Source organism: Anaerococcus sp. Marseille-P3915 (assembly GCF_900258475.1).
GTDB classification, from domain to species: domain Bacteria; phylum Bacillota; class Clostridia; order Tissierellales; family Peptoniphilaceae; genus Anaerococcus; species Anaerococcus kampingae.
This window is the reverse complement of record NZ_LT984887.1, coordinates 1,480,771-1,498,805: the sequence shown is the minus strand read 5'-3', so window position 1 is coordinate 1,498,805 and position 18,035 is coordinate 1,480,771. Positions and strand designations below refer to the sequence as shown.

The following is an 18,035-nucleotide window of genomic DNA, read 5'->3' as shown; positions in this document are numbered from 1 at the left end:
AAATACTATGGCAAGATGGGAAATACTCGATATTGACCCTTATTTGAGTGATTATGAAAATGATATTAATCTAAGGATGGATCGATTACAAGAGCAAAAAAATAGGTTTTTAGCAGATGGCAAATCACTTAAAGATTTTGCCAATGCCCACAATTATTACGGTTTCCACAAGGTAAAAGGAGGCTGGATATATAGAGAATGGGCTCCAAATGCTGACGGTCTTTATCTAATAGGAGATTTTAATGGATGGGATAAGCACTCCCATCCTCTCCATAAAATAAATGACGAAGATTGGGAAATCTTTGTCGAAGGAATCAGGACAATCCCACACAAATCAAGGATAAAAGTCCTAGTAGATGCAAATGGTAGATTATCAGAAAGAATACCACTTTATGCAAGAAGGGTCGAAAGAAATGAAGACTTTGACTATGCTATGGTTCTAGAAAATCCAAGGAAAGAATTTGAGTGGACAGACCAAGATTTTGAAATAAAAAAGGACAATCCACTAATTTATGAAGCCCACATAGGAATGGCAGGTGAAGAAGGCAAGGTATCATCCTACAAAGAATTTGAAAAATATATCTTGCCAAGAATACAAAAGGCGGGCTATGACACAGTTCAACTTATGGCTATAGCCGAACACCCATATTATGGATCATTTGGCTATCAAGTATCAAATTTCTTTGCGCCATCTTCCTGGTATGGGGAAAATAACGACCTAAAGAGCCTAATAAACACAGCCCACCAAATGGGTCTTAATGTAATAATGGACCTAGTTCATTCACACTCAGTCAAAAACACAGCTGAAGGTATCAATGAATTTGACGGCACCGACTATCAATTTTTCCATGCAGGCGGAGAAGGTAACCATCCAGACTGGGATTCCAAGCTTTTTGATTATCACAAGGCAGGAGTAAATCACTTCCTTCTATCAAATGTTAAATATTGGCTAGAAGAATATCACTTCGATGGTTTTAGATTTGACGGAGTCACCTCCATGATCTATAGAGATCACGGCAGGGGAGAAGCTTTTGATAATTATGGCAAATATTTCTCAATGAATACAGACATAGATGCCTTAAATTATTTGCAAATGGCCAATGAATTAATCAGAGAAATCAAGCCAAAGGCCATAACCATAGCAGAAGATATGTCAGGTATGCCAGGTATGTGTTTGCCAGTAAGCCAGGGCGGTATAGGATTTGATTATAGGCTAGCGATGGGAATGCCAGATTTCTGGGAAAAAGCCCTAGAGAAAAATGACTACGATTGGAACCTATCCAACATGTGGTACGAACTAACAACCCACAGACCAAATGAAAAAAGAATAGGCTATGTAGAAAGTCACGACCAAGCCCTAGTAGGTTCAAAAACCACCATCTTTAGGCTAGCAGATAAGGAAATGTACGATTCCATGTCCAAAGACAGCCATAATCTAATCATAGACAGGGCCATAGCCCTCCACAAGATGATAAGATGGATAACCATATCAATGGGAACAGATGGTTACCTAAACTTCATGGGCAATGAATTTGGTCATCCAGAATGGATAGACTTTCCAAGAGAAGGAAATGGCTACTCCTACCATTATGCACGTCGTATGTGGTCTCTAGCCGATGCAGATTATCTAAAATACCAATATCTAAATGAATTTGATAGGGCCATGATAGAATTTGTTAAAGAATACCATCAATTAGGCAAAACAACATATAGGCTATGGCTGGATAACGATAGAAAAATTATAGCCTTCAGAAATGGAGACCTAGTCTACCTATTTAATTTCCACCCAACAGATTCCTACGAATCCTTCCACCTACCAATCCATGATATAGGAGAATTTAAAGTTCTAATGGACTCAGACGAATTTAGATTTGGTGGTTTTGGCAGAATAAGTCACGATTACACATACACAACAGAAAAACTTCCGGGCACTGACTATGATGGCATAAAAATCTATATACCATCAAGAACAGCCCTAGTCTTAAAAAAGGTCAAATAATGAAAATAACAGCATTAGGAGATTCTTTTACCCTAGGCTACTTAGTAGAAGAAAAATCATACACCCGCTTTTTACAAAAGGCGGGTTTTGAAATTAAAAACCTTGGAGTAAATGGGTCGACAACAGAAGAGATGTTAAATAGATACAAGAGATATCAAAAATTAAAAGAAAAAGAAGATCTACTAATAATATTTGGTGGGACCAATGACTTTATGAATGGTAAAAGCCTCGAGTTTGTAGAAGAGAATCTAAAAAGTATACTAAATATATCTCAGGCAAGAAAAACGATGCTAATAAGCCCTCCTTATATAGAAGAAGAAAAAATCTTCAGCTTCTATGAAGGAGTCAATAGGAAATTAAAGGCCTTAGAAGAAAAAGTTCATGGGGCAGATTACTATATAAGAGCGAGCCAAATTGATGGACATTACTTAGATGGAATCCACCTAGCAAGCGACTTTCATCAAAATCTAGCCAGAGAAATAGAAAAAATTCTAGGAGAAGAAATTGACAGAAACAGCAAATGAGCAAATAGCAGATACTCTAGAAAAAACACCCATCATATCAGAATTAGTCAAAAATCAGTTGGTCCTAAAATTAACATCAACACTGATAATGATATTAATAGGGCTAGTTTTTCTGAAAATAGCAAGAAAGCTAATAGACAAACTAATAGAAAGTGAAAGGTCAGGGAAAATTGCCAACAAGTCGAAAATAGAAACTGCAGGCAACCTCCTCTATTCAATAATAAAAACAATAGTTGTTTTTGTAGTACTTATAGGAATATTAGATGGTCTAGGAATAAATACCTCAGCACTCATAGCTACAGCAGGAGTTGGAGGTCTAGCCATAGCCTTCGCATCACAATCTATAATCAGCGACTTTATAAAAGGAGCCTTTATAATAATAGATGATAAGATAAGAGTAGGAGAATGGATACAGACAGCAAGTGCAGAAGGAGAAGTAGAAGAGCTAAACCTAAGAACAACAAAAATAAGAGACTTCAACGGGTCAATCCACATAATCCCAAACTCCCAAATAGAAAAAGTTCAAAACTTTAACAGAGGGCCGGCTAAATCAGATGTAAGCTTCAGACTATCCTATGACACGGACCTAAAAGAAGCAAAAGAAATAATAGAAAAAGTATCAAAAGAACTAAAAAATAGCGAATATAAAAAAGACTTTATAGAGGACTTTAGCTTTTTTGAAATAAACAGTTTTGATGAATTCTCTTATAAAGTAAGAATGCTAGCGGAAGTCAAAGCAGGAAGCCAATGGGCTATAGCAAGAAAAGCAAGAGAGCTAATAAAGTTAGAGATGGAAAAAAGAGGGATAAAAGCAAGCTTAGTGGGGTACGAAACAAATGAAAAAATATAAAGTAGATGACGTAATAACCCTAAAAAAGGGCCATCCATGTGGAGAAAACCTCTGGCAAATCGAAAGAGTAGGAGCAGACATCAAGCTAAGATGTACAGGTTGTGATAAAATAATATGGATGAAAAGATTGGAATTTGATAAAAGAATCAGAAAAATAAAAGATAAAAATGGAAAAATGGTATCAATAGTAAACTATGAACCAGAAGAAGATCAATAAAGTAAGCCCTCCATAAGGAGGGTTTTTCATTATAGAAAAAAGATAGAGGATAAAAAATAATATATATAAAGAAGCAAAAAAAATAAGATAAAAAAATACAAAAAAAATTTGACAAGGACAAAAATAGATGTTATAGTATTAAATGTCGGTGCGACAGGAACTAGTCGCCAAGATAAAAAAATCATAAAAAAATGAAAAAAAGTCTTGACAAGATAAAAAACCTGTGGTACTATATAATAGTCAGCACGATAAATGCTGAGACATGAACCAGAAATGCTAAGGCATTTCATACAAATTAAATATCAATGGTTTTTGTTGCTATTTAAAATAGCAAAACAAAAACTTTAAAGAATAACAACTATAACCTAGTTAAATTTCTTTACAGTAATGATTCTTGATATACAAGAATATAAATCACGCATTTGATTAAGTCAAGTGTAAATGAATAGAGTCTTGATCTAAGACTTTCATACAAATTTTTTATGAGAGTTTGATCCTGGCTCAGGATTAACGCTGGCGGCGTGCATAACACATGCAAGTCGAACGATGAAACTTAACTGATTTCTTCGGAGTGAAATTAAGTGGATTAGTGGCGGACGGGTGAGTAACGCGTGAGTAACCTGCCTTAGAGATGGGGATAGCCTCTGGAAACGGAGAATAATACCCAATGATACCAAGCTATCGCATGGTAGCCTGGTCAAAGATTTATCGCTCTAAGATGGACTTGCGTCTGATCAGCTAGTTGGTGAGATAATGGCTCACCAAGGCAACGATCAGTAGCCGGCTTGAGAGAGTGTACGGCCACATTGGGACTGAGACACGGCCCAGACTCCTACGGGAGGCAGCAGTGGGGAATTTTGCACAATGGGGGAAACCCTGATGCAGCGACGCCGCGTGATTTAGAAGGCCTTCGGGTTGTAAAAATCTTTTGTATAGGAAGAAAATGACAGTACTATACGAATAAGGACCGGCTAATTACGTGCCAGCAGCCGCGGTAATACGTAAGGTCCGAGCGTTGTCCGGAATCATTGGGCGTAAAGGGTACGTAGGCGGGTAAGCAAGTTAGAAGTGAAATCCTATAGCTCAACTATAGTAAGCTTTTAAAACTGCTCATCTTGAGGTATGGAAGGGAAAGTGGAATTCCTAGTGTAGCGGTGAAATGCGCAGATATTAGGAGGAATACCGGTGGCGAAGGCGACTTTCTGGCCATAACCTGACGCTGAGGTACGAAAGCGTGGGTAGCAAACAGGATTAGATACCCTGGTAGTCCACGCCGTAAACGATGAGTGTTAGGTGTCTGGAGTAAATCTGGGTGCCGCAGCTAACGCATTAAACACTCCGCCTGGGGAGTACGCACGCAAGTGTGAAACTCAAAGGAATTGACGGGGACCCGCACAAGCAGCGGAGCATGTGGTTTAATTCGACGCAACGCGAAGAACCTTACCAAGTCTTGACATATTACGGCGGGAGCTAGAGATAGTTCCTTACTTCTTCGGAAGACTGTAATACAGGTGGTGCATGGTTGTCGTCAGCTCGTGTCGTGAGATGTTGGGTTAAGTCCCATAACGAGCGCAACCCCTATTGTTAGTTACCATCATTAAGTTGGGGACTCTAACGATACTGCCGGTGACAAACCGGAGGAAGGTGGGGATGACGTCAAATCATCATGCCCTTTATGACTTGGGCTACACACGTGCTACAATGGCAGGTACACAGAGCAGCAAGACAGCGATGTCAAGCAAATCTCAAAAAGCCTGTCCCAGTTCGGATTGCACTCTGCAACTCGAGTGCATGAAGTTGGAGTTGCTAGTAATCGTGGATCAGAATGCCGCGGTGAATGCGTTCCCGGGTCTTGTACACACCGCCCGTCACACCATGGAAGTTGGCAATACCCGAAGCCTGTGAGCGAACCTTTTGGACGCAGCAGTCGAAGGTAGGGTCAGTAACTGGGGTGAAGTCGTAACAAGGTAGCCGTATCGGAAGGTGCGGCTGGATCACCTCCTTTCTAAGGATGAGGAGAGGGTACGCTCTCTCCTCACACGGAAACAAAAACAAAAACCATTGATATACAATTTGGTTCAAAGCCAAATAAAAATATGGGGATATAGCTCAGCTGGGAGAGCACCTGCCTTGCACGCAGGGGGTCAAGAGTTCGAATCTCTTTATCTCCACCATGCAAATTCGCAAGCGAATTTGCAAAAAAGAACCATAAAAACTAAATAGCAAACAATATTTCCAGTCAAGAAAGAAAGGGCGCAAGGTGGATGCCTTGGCACATGAAGGCGACGAAGGACGTAAGTGAACGAAAACTAGGGTAAGCTCACAAAAAGCATTGACCCCTAGGTCTCCGAATGGGGAAACCCGGCTGTGGAAGACACAGTCATCATTAAGTGAATACATAGCTTAATGAAGCAAGACCCTGTGAACTGAAACATCTAAGTAACAGGAGGAAAAGAAAGAAAACTCGATTTTCCTAGTAGCGGCGAGCGAAAAGAAAAGAGCCCAACTCATTAAGGATCATATTTAATTAGCAGAATCATTTGGGAAGATGAACCAAAGAAAGTGACAGTCTTGTACGCGACAGTTAAATATGGACAGAGGGAAAGTAGCACCGGACACGAGGAATCCGTTGTGAAGATAGGGGGCCCATCCCCTAAGGCTAAATACTAACATGTGACCGATAGTGAACAAGTACCGTGAGGGAAAGGTGAAAAGAACCCCGAAAGGGGAGTGAAATAGAACCTGAAACCTAGTGCCTACAAGCAGACAGAGCAATTAAGCCCGACATACTGGGCAAAGTGTGATGTCGTACCTTTTGTAGAATGGGCCAGCGAGTTATTCTAAGCTGCAAGATTAATGATTTAAGATCAGAAGTCGAAGCGAAAGCGAGTCTGAATAGGGCGAAAAGTAGAATAGAATAGACCCGAAACCGGGTGATCTATCCATGACCAGAGTGAAGGTGAAGTAAAATTCACTGGAGGCTCGAACCGGGTACGGTTTAAAACGTATCGGATGAGTTGTGGTTAGGGGTGAAAAGCCAAACGAACTCGGATATAGCTGGTTCTCCTCGAAATAGCTTTAGGGCTAGCCTTTGACGAAAGATTTAAGGAGGTAGAGCACTGAATGGTCTAGGGCGGTTTACCGTACCAAAACCTATCAAACTCCGAATGCCAAAAAATCAAGTCAAGGAGTCAGACTTAGAGGGATAAGCTTCTAAGTCGAAAGGGAAACAGCCCAGACCGACAGCTAAGGTCCCAAAATCTGGATTAAGTGGAAAAGGATGTGATCCTACTAAGACAACCAGGACGTTGGCTTAGAAGCAGCCATGCATTTAAAGAATGCGTAATAGCTCACTGGTCAAGTGGGGTTGCGCCGAAAATGAACGGGGCTCAAATCCAGTACCGAAGCTTCGGATTGATAGAGGAATTAAGTATACAAGTAAGGTATATAATTAAACTTGAATGGAAATATTAAAGATAACAGAGTTAACAAAAGAGTAGAAAATCAAAACTAACATACGCTCACTAAGAAAAATCAGAAAAGATTCAAAAATCACCCAAAATCCTAAAAAGAATAAACGGTAGGTCTAAAAACCTAAGCGTAAGTCAAACTACAATAAATTAACTGGTAACTGTAAATATTAAACGTCAAGTAAAATCTATCTTACAAGCATACTTAATACCTCTATCAGTGGTAGAGGAGCGTTGTATTAGGGAAGAAGCAGAAGCGAAAGCAAAGGTGGACTTAATACAAGTGAGAATGCTGGCATGAGTAGCGAGAAGGAGAGTGAGAATCTCTCCCGTCGAAACCCTAAGGATTCCTGAGCAAGGCTCGTCCCCTCAGGGTAAGTCGGGACCTAAGCCAAGGCCGAAAGGCGTAGGCGATGGACAACAGGTTTAGATTCCTGTACCGCTTAAAGTCGTTAAGAGAGAAGTGATGACGCAAGAGGATAAGCTAAGCTGACAGATGGAAGTCAGTCCAAGCAGTGAGATTAATGTGTAGGCAAATCCGCACATTGTTAAAATCAGGCTGTGATGGGTATCGAAAACATGAGTAGAGAAGTAGCCGATTTCAAATTGCCAAGAAAAGTCACTATCCAGACCAAAGCGCCCGTACCCGAAACCGACACAGGTAGGGAGGTAGAGAATACCAAGACGCGCGGAAGAACCTTTGTTAAGGAACTCGGCAAAATGTCCCCGTAACTTCGGGAGAAGGGGAGCCATAGCGATATGGCCACAGAAACCAGGCCCAAGCGACTGTTTACCAAAAACACAAGTTTCTGCAAAATCGTAAGATGAAGTATAGGAGCTGACACCTGCCCGGTGCTGGAAGGTTAAGGCGAAGGCTTAGCGCAAGCGAAGGCTCGAACTTAAGCCCCAGTAAACGGCGGCCGTAACTATAACGGTCCTAAGGTAGCGAAATTCCTTGTCGGGTAAGTTCCGACCCGCACGAAAGGTGTAACGATTTGGGCACTGTCTCAACAAAGGATCCGGTGAAATTGTAGTAGTCGTGAAGATGCGACTTACCCACGCTAGGACGGAAAGACCCCGTGGAGCTTTACTGTAGGCTGATATTGGACTTTGAGATTAGATGTACAGGATAGTTGGGAGACTGTGATACATGCACGCCAGTGTGTGAGGAGTCACCCTTGGGATACCAACCTTCTAATATTAAAGTTCTAACGATAACCCTTGAATCAGGGTATCGGACATTGTCAGTTGGGCAGTTTGACTGGGGCGGTCGCCTCCTAAAAAGTAACGGAGGCGTTCAAAGGTTCGCTCAGAATGGACGGAAACCATTCGAAGAGTACAAAGGCATAAGCGAGCTTAACTGCAAAACCTACAAGTTGCGCAGAGTAGAAATACGGACTTAGTGATCCGGTGGTACCGCATGGAAGGGCCATCGCTCAACGGATAAAAGCTACCCCGGGGATAACAGGCTTATCTCCCCCAAGAGTCCACATCGACGGGGAGGTTTGGCACCTCGATGTCGGCTCGTCTCATCCTGGGGCTGAAGTAGGTCCCAAGGGTTGGGCTGTTCGCCCATTAAAGAGGCACGCGAGCTGGGTTCAGAACGTCGTGAGACAGTTCGGTCCCTATCCAGCGTGGGCGTAAGAAATTTGAGAGGATCTGTCCCTAGTACGAGAGGACCGGGATGGACATACCAATGGTCTACCAGTTGTTCCGCCAGGAGCATAGCTGGGTAGCTACGTATGGAATCGATAAGTACTGAAAGCATCTAAGTACGAAACAGACCTCAAGATAAGATTTCTCAGAGTACGTAAAGAAAATACGTTTGATAGGTCCAAGGTGTAAGTGCAGTAATGTATTAAGCTAATGGATACTAATACTTTATATCTTGACTGGAAATATTGTTTCCCACTAAGGTGGGGTCCACAAAAAAGTGGATGCTATTTAAAAGGTTCAAAAAATATGGTGATGATTGCATGAGAGATACACCTGTTCCCATACCGAACACAGAAGTTAAGCCTCATAACGCCGATGGTACTGCCTGGGCAACTGGGTGGTAGAGTAGGAAGTCGCCAAACAGTTTAATACAACTAGCCTATTTGGCTAGTTTGTACTAACTGTAAATTTCATAATAAGTATTGACAAAATCAAAAAAACATGCTATTATATTATCATGTCATGCTTAGGTAGCTCAATGGTGGAGCACCCGGCTGTTAACCGGTAGGTTGTGGGTTCGAGTCCCACCCTGAGCGCCAACAAACTTTTATTAGTTTGAAGCCGAAGCCGCTTTTAACTTAATATGTGCCGGGGTGGCGGAACTGGCAGACGCACAGGACTTAAAATCCTGCGGTGGTTAAACACCGTATCGGTTCGATTCCGATTCTCGGCACCAATAGCTTAGAGAAGCTAAAAGTTAAATAAATGTACAGTTGCAAGCAATTAGATTACCATATCTAATGCGAATTATCGCGGGATAGAGCAGTCTGGTAGCTCGTCGGGCTCATAACCCGGAGGTCGTAGGTTCAAATCCTGCTCCCGCAACCAATACATAAAAAAGATGAATGAGGCCCCATGGTCAAGCGGTTCGAAGCCCCTAACCCCAATTGTGAAACAATTGGCTGGTAGGTCTGGTTACCGCTCGTATAGTGTGAACAAAATAGAATTAAATACTTGAATTAATGTTTAAATTAAGGCCCCATGGTCAAGCGGTTAAGACACCACCCTTTCACGGTGGTATCCCGGGTTCGAATCCCGGTGGGGTCACCAAAAGCAAGCCACTCCGGCTCTTGGAGGAGGCGCGCCCTACAGGCGCGAAATACCGCAGGACGAAGTCCGAGGACTTACAAAATGTTCTGTTTTTGGAAGTATAGCTCAGTTGGGAGAGCATCTGCCTTACAAGCAGGGGGTCACAGGTTCGAGCCCTGTTACTTCCACCAGAAGTAATAAAATATTACTCATTACATTTTGTTATCCTATAATAAAATGTTGATGAGGCCTGGTAGTTCAGCTGGTTAGAATGCCGCCCTGTCACGGCGGAGGTCGTGGGTTCGAATCCCATCCAGGTCGCCATTTGGATTGCAATAGTGATCCAATGTGCTGATGTAGCTCAATTGGCAGAGCAATTGATTTGTAATCAATAGGTTGTAGGTTCAAGTCCTATCATCAGCTCCAGTAAGTTTCATATAAAAATATAATAATTGTGGGGATGTTCCAGAGTTGGCCAAATGGGACGGACTGTAAATCCGTTAGCTTAGCTTTCAGTGGTTCGAATCCGCTCATCCCCACCAACCTTGCGGGTGTAGCTCAGTGGTAGAGCCCCAGCCTTCCAAGCTGGTTGCGAGGGTTCGATTCCCTTCACCCGCTCCACTAAAAGATAAATAAATCTAATAGCGGCAACTACTAATGCCATGCAGGATGATTATGCGCCTTTAGCTCAGCTGGATAGAGCAACGGACTTCTAATCCGTGTGTCCCAGGTTCGAATCCTGGAAGGCGCGCCAAATCTTACATATGTAAGAAATTATAAAAAAAACTTGCAAAAACGTCAAAGATGTGTTATACTATATTAGTACGTGACTGTTGGGATATAGCCAAGTCGGTAAGGCACCAGACTTTGACTCTGGTATGCGTAGGTTCGAGTCCTGCTATCCCAGCCATATGATCCATTAGCTCAGCCGGTAGAGCACCTGACTTTTAATCAGGGTGTCCGGAGTTCGAATCTCCGATGGGTCACCAATAACTTCCACCTAGCTCACTTTACATAAGTGAGCAGGAGAGAAGTAGGCTTAAGGCCAACTCGTTGATTTTTATCAACGATTTAATTTTATATCCCTAAAGGATATTAGAGGCAAGCCATTTGAATACTTTTATTATAAAATAAGGAGAGGTACCGAAGCGGTCATAACGGGGCGGTCTTGAAAACCGTTAGAGTCTTTCGGCTCACAAGGGTTCGAATCCCTTCCTCTCCGCCAGGAGAAGTACTCAAGTGGCTAAAGAGGCTCCCCTGCTAAGGGAGTAGATCCTTTCAAAAGGGATGCGAGGGTTCAAATCCCTCCTTCTCCGCCAAATATGCCCAGATAGCTCAGTCGGTAGAGCAGGGGACTGAAAATCCCCGTGTCGGTGGTTCGATTCCGCCTCTGGGCACCAAATAAGCTAATATGACTAAATCCTAAGTCATGGGGCTTATAAAAGCCCAAGGCTTTATTTTTTAGAAGTTTTAGCTTTTAATGAAAGGATTTAGGGGAGTAGTTCAGCTGGCAGAACGTCGGTCTCCAAAACCGGATGTCGCGGGTTCAAATCCTGTCTCCCCTGCCAAAAGCAAGCCCGTCCGGTTCGATGAGGATAGCCCGTCCGGCTCATAGAGGACCCTCCATGCGAAGTCCTAACACCATTTCTGAAAGAAGTGGATTGTAGGTCTGGTGCAGAGGCAGAATGGTCGAGCGAAGCGAGAAATCTTTATATTTGTGGACCTGTAGCTCAGGTGGTTAGAGCGCACGCCTGATAAGCGTGAGGTCGGTAGTTCGAGTCTACTCAGGTCCACCATAAATTTCATAGGATACCAGTTATATGGGGCTTTAGCTCAGTCGGTTAGAGCGCCCGGCTCATAACCGGTAGGTCCAGGGTTCGAGTCCCTGAAGCCCCACCAAGTACTTCTGAGATGGAGTGCTTTTTTTGTGCGCAGAACCGGTTATGAGCCTCCAGCTCAAACCGAGCTGAAATCCGTCTGCTTCGCAGACTCTTTCGGGCTACCGCCCTATATTTCAGCCTTCAAAGCCCCAATCAAGGGGCTTTGAATAGGTGGATAGCCCGTCGGCGTGTGAGACGGTTCGAGTCCCTGGCTACTGCATAAGACTTTCCATGGCTCATCATTTGGATTCACCTGGATAAGTCTATAAAGTCCCACCAAGCATTTCTAAAGAAGTGCTTATTTTTTTGTGAAATTTGGGAGCGGACCTACCGGTAACAAGCCTGCCCAGCTTATGGAGGGCTCATAACCTGACGACATCCCGCTTGCTTCGCAAGCTTATCCGAGCTATCGCGCTAGATGTCGGGGCAAACACCCCAAATCAAGGGGTGTTTACCAGGTGGATAGCCCGTCGGCGTGTGAGGCGGTTCGAGTCCCTGGCTACGGCATAAGACTTTCCATTGCTCATCTTCGATTCGCAAGGACAAGTCTATAAAGCCCCACCAAGCATTTCAAAAGAACTGCTTACTTTTCACCTTAACTAAGCAGCTTTATTTTATTTTTGCAATTTTTGGGTAAATATAGATAGAAGGGAGTTTTTATGGAATTTATTGATTTAGTTAAAGAGCGTTATTCATGCAAGAATTTTGCTAGTCTTGCCTTAGATAGGGATGATTTGGAGAGAGTACTTGAGGCTGGTCGCCTTGCACCTACTGCTAAAAATAACCAACCTCAAAGAATATATGTGGCAGAATCTAAAAAGACTCTTGCTATTATATGGTATGGATACAATAAATAGTACAAATTAAAATCGAATATATGATACAATAAATAATAAGAAATCATAGGAGGATTTTAAATTGGCTAGACACTACGAAGACGACTTCAAAAGGCAAATAGTAGAAATCTTTAACCAAGGAAACTACACATATAAAAAACTAGGTGAAGAATACGACATAGCACCATCAACAATAAGAGGATGGGTAAATAGGTACAACAACTCAAACTCCTTCGACATAGATGATAATAGAACAGAAGAAGAAAAGGAACTAATCAGACTAAGAAAAAAACTAAAACAGCTTGAAATGGAAAATGATATTTTAAAGCAAGCTGCACTACTACTAGGCAAAAAGTAAAGCTCATAATCTCAAATAGAGATAAATACAGTATTAGTGCAATGTGTAAGTTTTTAGGAATAACAAGAAGCTTAATATACTATCATATAAACAAAGAAGAATCTAAAAACAACCTAAAAACAGAAGAGCTTTTAGAAGAGAAAATCAAAGAAATATTCAGAAAAAGTAAAAACGCGTATGGATCTAGAAAAATCAAAGTAGAACTAGAAAATCAAGGCATAATAGCATCAAGAAGAAAAATATGTAAAGTAATGAAAAAACACGCCTTAATCTCAAGCTATACAGTAAAACAATACAAGGTAGAAAAAACTACATGTAACAATAAACAAATAAAAAATAAAGTAGACAGACACTTTGATAATAGAGAATCTTTAGAAGCATGTGTAAGTGACTTAACCTATGTAAGAGTAGGAAATAGCTGGAACTATATATGTGCAATAATAGATTTACACAACAGGGAAATAATAGGCTATGCAGCAGGTAAAAATAAAAGTGCTGAATTAGTAAAAGAAGCAATTTACTCAATAAGATATCCATTAAATAAAATAAAAATATTCCATACAGATAGAGGACGAGAATTTGATAATAAGAGCATAGATAAAATCCTAGTTGTATTTGGAATAGAAAGATCCTTAAGCAAAAAAGGAAGTCCTTATGATAATGCTGTAGCTGAAGCATTTAATAAGGTAATGAAAACAGAATTTGTTTATCAGAAAGAATTTAGAAGTTTAAATCAACTAAAATTAGAACTATCAGAGTATGTTTACTGGTACAACAACCTAAGGATCCATGGATCCTTAGGTTACTTGCCACCAGTTAAATATAGACATTTAAGATTAAATAGATATTATTAGTTAATCTTAAATTAGTACGTTCGATTTTAGATTGTACAAATAGGTGTTGACAATCCAATAGATGAGCATACACCATGCCGTTATGGGGCACCTACAGTGCTTGTTGTTGCCTTCGATAAGGATAATATATATACATATCCTGGCGATAAGTATGATTCTGGTGTGGAAGATGCGACAATTGTGGCAACCCACATGGTCCTTGCTGCTGCTTATGAAGGGGTTGATTCTTGTTGGATTAATTTCTTTGATCCAGATGAGCTTGCAAAGGCCCTAGATTTACCAGAAAATGAGCAAATAGTCTGCCTAATAGATTTAGGCTATGCCAATGGTGATGGCAAACCACTTGCTAATCACACCAACCGCAAAGACCTATCAGAAACATTTAAATTTATTTAAGCAAGGCCCTTAAACGGGCCTTTTTAAATTTAAAGGAAGCTTAAAAAAGAGTAAAATATTTTAATAACTGATAATGAAGGAATGATATGAAAAAAATATTTTTATTAGGGCTTTGCCTGATATTAGTAGGATGTGCAGGCAAAGGCTATGAAAAAGAAAATTCTAAAAAACAAATAAGCCAAGCTAAATCCTTAAATGAACAAGTCTTTAGCTTTCTTGATGGCAAAAATCTAAAAGATTCATTTTCAAATCCTCACGCCTATAGCTCGCTCAATTTTTATGACAAGGGCGACTTCGATGGAGATTTTTTATCTAATTCTGATTTGGATGGTCAAGATTTTGGACTAAAGACAGAAAGTCAGGAGACCTATAATAGGTCTGAGATTCATAAGTCTATTTTTTCTGGTAAATTTAAAATAGTCGATACAATAGAAAAGGGAATCTATAAGCTAAAGTTAACCGATTTTTCAATAAATAATCAAAAGGGGCCAGATGAGGAAATCAAATACCAATCTTGGGTAGATTTTGCAAATGGCTTGGGAGTAGATGATGAATACATTCTCTACCTAAAGGGAGCCCCACTTGATGCTTATCTTTTAGAAAATAACCAGTATAAGGAAATTATGGAAGAGCTTCATGAGGATGAAGGTCATGAGGACCATGATCATAATCACCAAGATCATGATGAAGAAGACAATGATCATGATCATGATGAAGCTTTTGAGGCTTATGGAATAATCTTATACAACAAGACCCAAGGAATAATATTTACAGAACATGACAAGTGGGCCTATACACACCATCATCACCACGATTAAGGGCCTTATATTCACTCGAAATCATATCGATATATAAAACTATACATGATTAAGAAAAATCCAGCTTGGATTAAAATAGGCTGGATTTTTTATATATAAATAACCAAGAGGACCTTTTTATTGATATATATTTATAAAATTATATAATTATAGAAATAAAAAGAAAGGAAAAGCCATGTCTAATATAAAAAGGGAAAATATTCTTGAAGAATATTACCTAGAAATGGATTATAAAAAAGAAATAAGAAGGATAAGGGTCATCTTACCTAAATCCTACTATCAAAATAAATCTAGAAAATATCCGGTAGTCTACTTTCACGATGGGCAAAATATTTTCTTTGACAATGAATCCTACTCAGGCAAATCCTGGGGCCTAATAGAAACAATCAGGGAGAATAAAAATCTTAAAGAATTTATAGGAGTAGCCATAGACAATAGCCCAGCAAGGATGGCAGAATATAGCCCTTGGCCCCTTGATCAAAGCCTAGCAGACTTAAGAATAGAAAGGCCAGAAGGGGATGCTTATGCAGATTTCATTTTAAATACCTTAAAGCCCTTCATAGACCAGAAATATAGGACTAAAAAAAGTAAGAAATTTACATCAATGATAGGCTCATCAGCCGGAGCCAATATATCAGCCTTTATAGGTGAAAAATACCAAGGCAAAATCGGAAGCTTAGGCATATTCTCCCTAGCAAGCTTCGCTTTTAAGGATGAATTTGAAAGTTACTTTAAAGATGCAAGACTAAAAGCCAACCAAAAAATCTACATCAAAGTAGGCACAGAAGAGAGTGCAGAAAGAAAAATAAGCCAAGCCTATATAGACTCATCGATAAAATATTATGATCTCCTAATAAAGGCAGGGATTCCAATTGAAAATATAAAATTAAAAATAATAAGCGGAGATACCCATTCGGAAGAGGATTGGGCAAAATATTTATTAGAATGTTTGGAATTTGTTTTACAATAAAATTGGATGATTGTTTTACAATAAAATAATATGTTATTATTGGGGGTTTTATTATCCAAGATAATATTATTATTTAGTTTAATTCTTCGTTATTTTATCTTTTATTAAATTATGATTATTTATTATTGAATCTTCGTAATAAGGTGGAACGCTAAGGGGGCGGCAGAGGCCCCCTCCAGCTTTTATGGTACCCCCAAAAAGTTGTAGCTCAATTTCTTACAATACAAATATATTATAGATTGATGGTGGCCCTTTTCTATAGAAAAGGGCGATTTATCAAGATAATATACTGATTTTTTCTTTCGACCTATTTTCTCTATATTCTACTGGACTCATAAAGCCTAATTTCTCTTTTATTCGTTCATTGTTGTAATAGTCCATGTATTTAATTATTGCTCTTTCTAATTCTTTGTAGCTATGAAATGTTTTTTTGTTGTACATTTCTTGCTTTATTATTGAGAAGAAGTTTTCCATTATGGAGTTGTCTAGGCAGTTGCCTTTTCTTGACATTGATTGGATTATGTCTTTATATTTTAACTTTTCTACATATCTTGGTATCTGATACAGCCAGCCTTGGTCTGAATGGTAGATTACTTCTGTTTGATCTTTTGTTATTTCTAATGCTTTATCTAGGGCTTTTTCTACTGCTGCATAGTTTGGGCTTTTACTTATTGAATAACTTATTATTTCTGAGTTGTACATATCTAAGTATGGGTTTAAGTAAAGTTTTTTTATTTGATAGTTGTTTGATTTGTCTTTTTCATAGTATTTGAATTCTGTTGTGTCTGTTGTTATTTTTTTGTGTGGTTTTTCTGATTTGAAATTTCTATCTATTATATTGTCTGCTACTTTTCCTACTTCTCCTCTATATGAGTTGTATTTTCCATTTTTCTTGTGATATGTTCTTACTTGTAGGTTATTTTCTTTTATTATTCTATGAACTTTTTTTATGTTTATTTTTATGCTTCTGCTTAGATATCCATGGATTCTTTTACATCCCCAATCTTCATGTTTTTTTCTTATTTCTAGTATTTTTTCTAGTATTTCAGCGTCTGGATTTTCTTCTTTTTCTTTTCTTTGCCAGTACATGTAGGTTGATTGGCTTATTTTTACTACTTTTAGTATGTCTTTTAATTGATAGTTCTCACGGAGGCTGGTTATTACTTTGCAGATTGCTCTGGTTTGTTTGTATTGTTTATCGCATCTGTCAAGTCTTCTTCTAATACCAACCTCCTGAGTTCTTTTAAATAGTCATTTTCTATTCTTAGGTGGAGGTTTTCTTCTAGGATTTCTTGGATTTCTTTTTCGGTGTAGTCTTTCTTTTTATTTTTCTTCTTCATGTCTAAGTATTCTTCCTTTAAATCTATTGTTAGATTGATTTTAGGGAAGTTTTTTTCTTTTTGAAAGTTTTTTACCCAAGAACTTACTGTTTTCGGATCTCTTATTCCAAATTTATCAGATATTTCCCTAAAATTTAAATCTCCTGTTAAGGCACATTTTATCACACTTTGCTTTATTTCTAAAGGATATTCGTTGATTTTAGGATTTTCTAGACTAGTTTCACCAAATATTTTGCTTTTTCTTACCCATTCTCTTATGCTTTTGGGACTTTTTATTTTATATTTTCTTGCTAATTTATTTAAACTTATTTCGCCTTCTTCGTATTCTTTTATTACTTTTTTCTTTAATTCTAAACTATATTTTTTCATTGCAGCCTCTTTTCTAGCTACAACTTTTGGGGAGTCCTACATTTCCCCCTTAAACCCCCTTTTCCCTCACCCCCTCTGCTCCTTAGGCGGAGTGCGAACAGTGAAGATTGCCTAACGGCAATCCTCTATAAGTAGGCAAAACTCTTTGTACTAGCCATCTTTATTCCTACTGATTTTGACATTCCGATGCCTAAAAATCTCAATCTAGTCCAAATTTATGTTTTGTATATACTCTACATCTCAGTAGTTACAGAATTATAATTTGTACTCGTGCGTCAGGAGATTTTCTTAACGGCATCTCCATTTACAAAATCTCACGACCATGGGAGAATTATTCTGTATTCTGAGAGAATATCGACGTCAAAGTAGGGCTAAGGCTCGTTTGCCTTTGGCAAACATTGCGATAATA

Annotated in this window: 11 protein-coding genes, 19 tRNA genes and 3 rRNA genes; 31 read left to right on the top strand and 2 right to left on the bottom strand. The window is 39.4% G+C overall.

Features of this window, described 5'->3' with window-relative positions:
* The first annotated feature begins 7 nt into the window (after positions 1-7).
* The 31 genes from C8269_RS07420 (at position 8) to C8269_RS07270 (ending at position 15,917) form a co-directional block, all read left to right on the top strand.
* Positions 8-1,999 (top strand): alpha-amylase family glycosyl hydrolase, encoded by a 1,992-nt coding sequence (locus C8269_RS07420; protein WP_106461049.1) that lies wholly within the window; start codon positions 8-10, stop codon positions 1,997-1,999.
* On the top strand, positions 1,999-2,523 hold the full coding sequence (locus C8269_RS07415) for a GDSL-type esterase/lipase family protein (RefSeq protein ID WP_106461048.1): 525 nt from the start codon (positions 1,999-2,001) through the stop codon (positions 2,521-2,523). Before C8269_RS07420 ends, C8269_RS07415 begins: the two co-directional genes overlap by 1 nt.
* Positions 2,504-3,373 carry a mechanosensitive ion channel family protein gene (locus C8269_RS07410; protein WP_234025849.1) on the top strand — a complete coding sequence of 290 codons (870 nt, stop codon included), beginning with the start codon at positions 2,504-2,506 and terminating at the stop codon, positions 3,371-3,373. Before C8269_RS07415 ends, C8269_RS07410 begins: the two co-directional genes overlap by 20 nt.
* Complete coding sequence (locus C8269_RS07405; RefSeq protein WP_106461047.1) at positions 3,360-3,590, top strand: DUF951 domain-containing protein; 231 nt, start codon at positions 3,360-3,362, stop codon at positions 3,588-3,590. The genes C8269_RS07410 and C8269_RS07405 overlap by 14 nt, the downstream gene beginning before the upstream one ends.
* Positions 3,591-4,068: 478 nt before the next feature.
* Positions 4,069-5,595 (top strand): 16S ribosomal RNA (locus C8269_RS07400).
* A gap of 93 nt (positions 5,596-5,688) precedes the next feature.
* Positions 5,689-5,764: transfer RNA gene (locus tag C8269_RS07395), tRNA-Ala, on the top strand.
* A 63-nt stretch (positions 5,765-5,827) separates the two neighbouring features.
* Positions 5,828-8,956 (top strand): 23S ribosomal RNA (locus tag C8269_RS07390).
* Between the two features lie 65 nt (positions 8,957-9,021).
* Positions 9,022-9,138: ribosomal RNA gene (gene rrf / locus C8269_RS07385) — 5S ribosomal RNA — on the top strand.
* The 16S, 23S and 5S rRNA genes sit together here with 19 tRNA genes alongside, the layout of an rRNA operon.
* Positions 9,139-9,240: 102 nt before the next feature.
* Positions 9,241-9,315: transfer RNA gene (locus C8269_RS07380), tRNA-Asn, on the top strand.
* A gap of 48 nt (positions 9,316-9,363) precedes the next feature.
* A tRNA-Leu gene (locus C8269_RS07375) sits at positions 9,364-9,452 on the top strand.
* A gap of 75 nt (positions 9,453-9,527) precedes the next feature.
* Positions 9,528-9,604: transfer RNA gene (locus C8269_RS07370), tRNA-Met, on the top strand.
* Between the two features lie 147 nt (positions 9,605-9,751).
* A tRNA-Glu gene (locus C8269_RS07365) sits at positions 9,752-9,826 on the top strand.
* Between the two features lie 94 nt (positions 9,827-9,920).
* A tRNA-Val gene (locus C8269_RS07360) sits at positions 9,921-9,996 on the top strand.
* 56 nt (positions 9,997-10,052) lie between these two features.
* Positions 10,053-10,129: transfer RNA gene (locus C8269_RS07355), tRNA-Asp, on the top strand.
* 26 nt (positions 10,130-10,155) lie between these two features.
* A tRNA-Thr gene (locus C8269_RS07350) sits at positions 10,156-10,231 on the top strand.
* Between the two features lie 30 nt (positions 10,232-10,261).
* Positions 10,262-10,347: transfer RNA gene (locus C8269_RS07345), tRNA-Tyr, on the top strand.
* A 5-nt stretch (positions 10,348-10,352) separates the two neighbouring features.
* Positions 10,353-10,426, top strand: a tRNA-Gly gene (locus tag C8269_RS07340).
* A gap of 56 nt (positions 10,427-10,482) precedes the next feature.
* Positions 10,483-10,559 (top strand) — tRNA-Arg (locus tag C8269_RS07335).
* Between the two features lie 80 nt (positions 10,560-10,639).
* Positions 10,640-10,715: transfer RNA gene (locus C8269_RS07330), tRNA-Gln, on the top strand.
* 3 nt (positions 10,716-10,718) lie between these two features.
* Positions 10,719-10,794: transfer RNA gene (locus C8269_RS07325), tRNA-Lys, on the top strand.
* 145 nt (positions 10,795-10,939) lie between these two features.
* Positions 10,940-11,030, top strand: a tRNA-Ser gene (locus tag C8269_RS07320).
* A tRNA-Ser gene (locus C8269_RS07315) sits at positions 11,031-11,124 on the top strand. It begins immediately after the preceding tRNA gene.
* 5 nt (positions 11,125-11,129) lie between these two features.
* Positions 11,130-11,205: transfer RNA gene (locus C8269_RS07310), tRNA-Phe, on the top strand.
* Between the two features lie 92 nt (positions 11,206-11,297).
* Positions 11,298-11,373 (top strand) — tRNA-Trp (locus C8269_RS07305).
* Positions 11,374-11,524: 151 nt separating this feature from the next.
* Positions 11,525-11,601, top strand: a tRNA-Ile gene (locus C8269_RS07300).
* A 26-nt stretch (positions 11,602-11,627) separates the two neighbouring features.
* Positions 11,628-11,704, top strand: a tRNA-Ile gene (locus C8269_RS07295).
* Between the two features lie 640 nt (positions 11,705-12,344).
* Positions 12,345-12,542, top strand: coding sequence for a nitroreductase family protein (locus C8269_RS07290; RefSeq protein WP_106461046.1), 198 nt, complete (start codon positions 12,345-12,347; stop codon positions 12,540-12,542).
* A 61-nt stretch (positions 12,543-12,603) separates the two neighbouring features.
* A protein-coding gene (locus C8269_RS07285; RefSeq protein WP_199792170.1) for an IS3 family transposase occupies positions 12,604-13,733 on the top strand; the annotation gives its coding sequence in 2 pieces (ribosomal slippage) (positions 12,604-12,871 and positions 12,871-13,733; 1,131 coding nt in all).
* Positions 13,734-13,763: 30 nt separating this feature from the next.
* Positions 13,764-14,129 carry a nitroreductase family protein gene (locus C8269_RS07280; RefSeq protein WP_106461045.1) on the top strand — a complete coding sequence of 122 codons (366 nt, stop codon included), beginning with the start codon at positions 13,764-13,766 and terminating at the stop codon, positions 14,127-14,129.
* An 86-nt stretch (positions 14,130-14,215) separates the two neighbouring features.
* Complete coding sequence (locus C8269_RS07275; protein ID WP_106461044.1) at positions 14,216-14,947, top strand: hypothetical protein; 732 nt, start codon at positions 14,216-14,218, stop codon at positions 14,945-14,947.
* A gap of 175 nt (positions 14,948-15,122) precedes the next feature.
* Positions 15,123-15,917 carry an alpha/beta hydrolase gene (locus C8269_RS07270; protein WP_106461043.1) on the top strand — a complete coding sequence of 265 codons (795 nt, stop codon included), beginning with the start codon at positions 15,123-15,125 and terminating at the stop codon, positions 15,915-15,917.
* A 276-nt stretch (positions 15,918-16,193) separates the two neighbouring features.
* Here C8269_RS07270 and C8269_RS07265 read toward each other — a convergent pair whose 3' ends face one another.
* Both C8269_RS07265 and C8269_RS07260 read right to left on the bottom strand, forming a co-directional pair.
* A complete protein-coding gene (locus tag C8269_RS07265; RefSeq protein ID WP_234025864.1) occupies positions 16,194-17,078 on the bottom strand; it encodes an IS3 family transposase in 885 nt (294 codons plus the stop codon).
* Positions 17,078-17,626, bottom strand: coding sequence for a helix-turn-helix domain-containing protein (locus C8269_RS07260; RefSeq protein WP_106461041.1), 549 nt, complete (start codon positions 17,624-17,626; stop codon positions 17,078-17,080). Before C8269_RS07260 ends, C8269_RS07265 begins: the two co-directional genes overlap by 1 nt.
* Positions 17,627-18,035 lie beyond the last annotated feature (409 nt).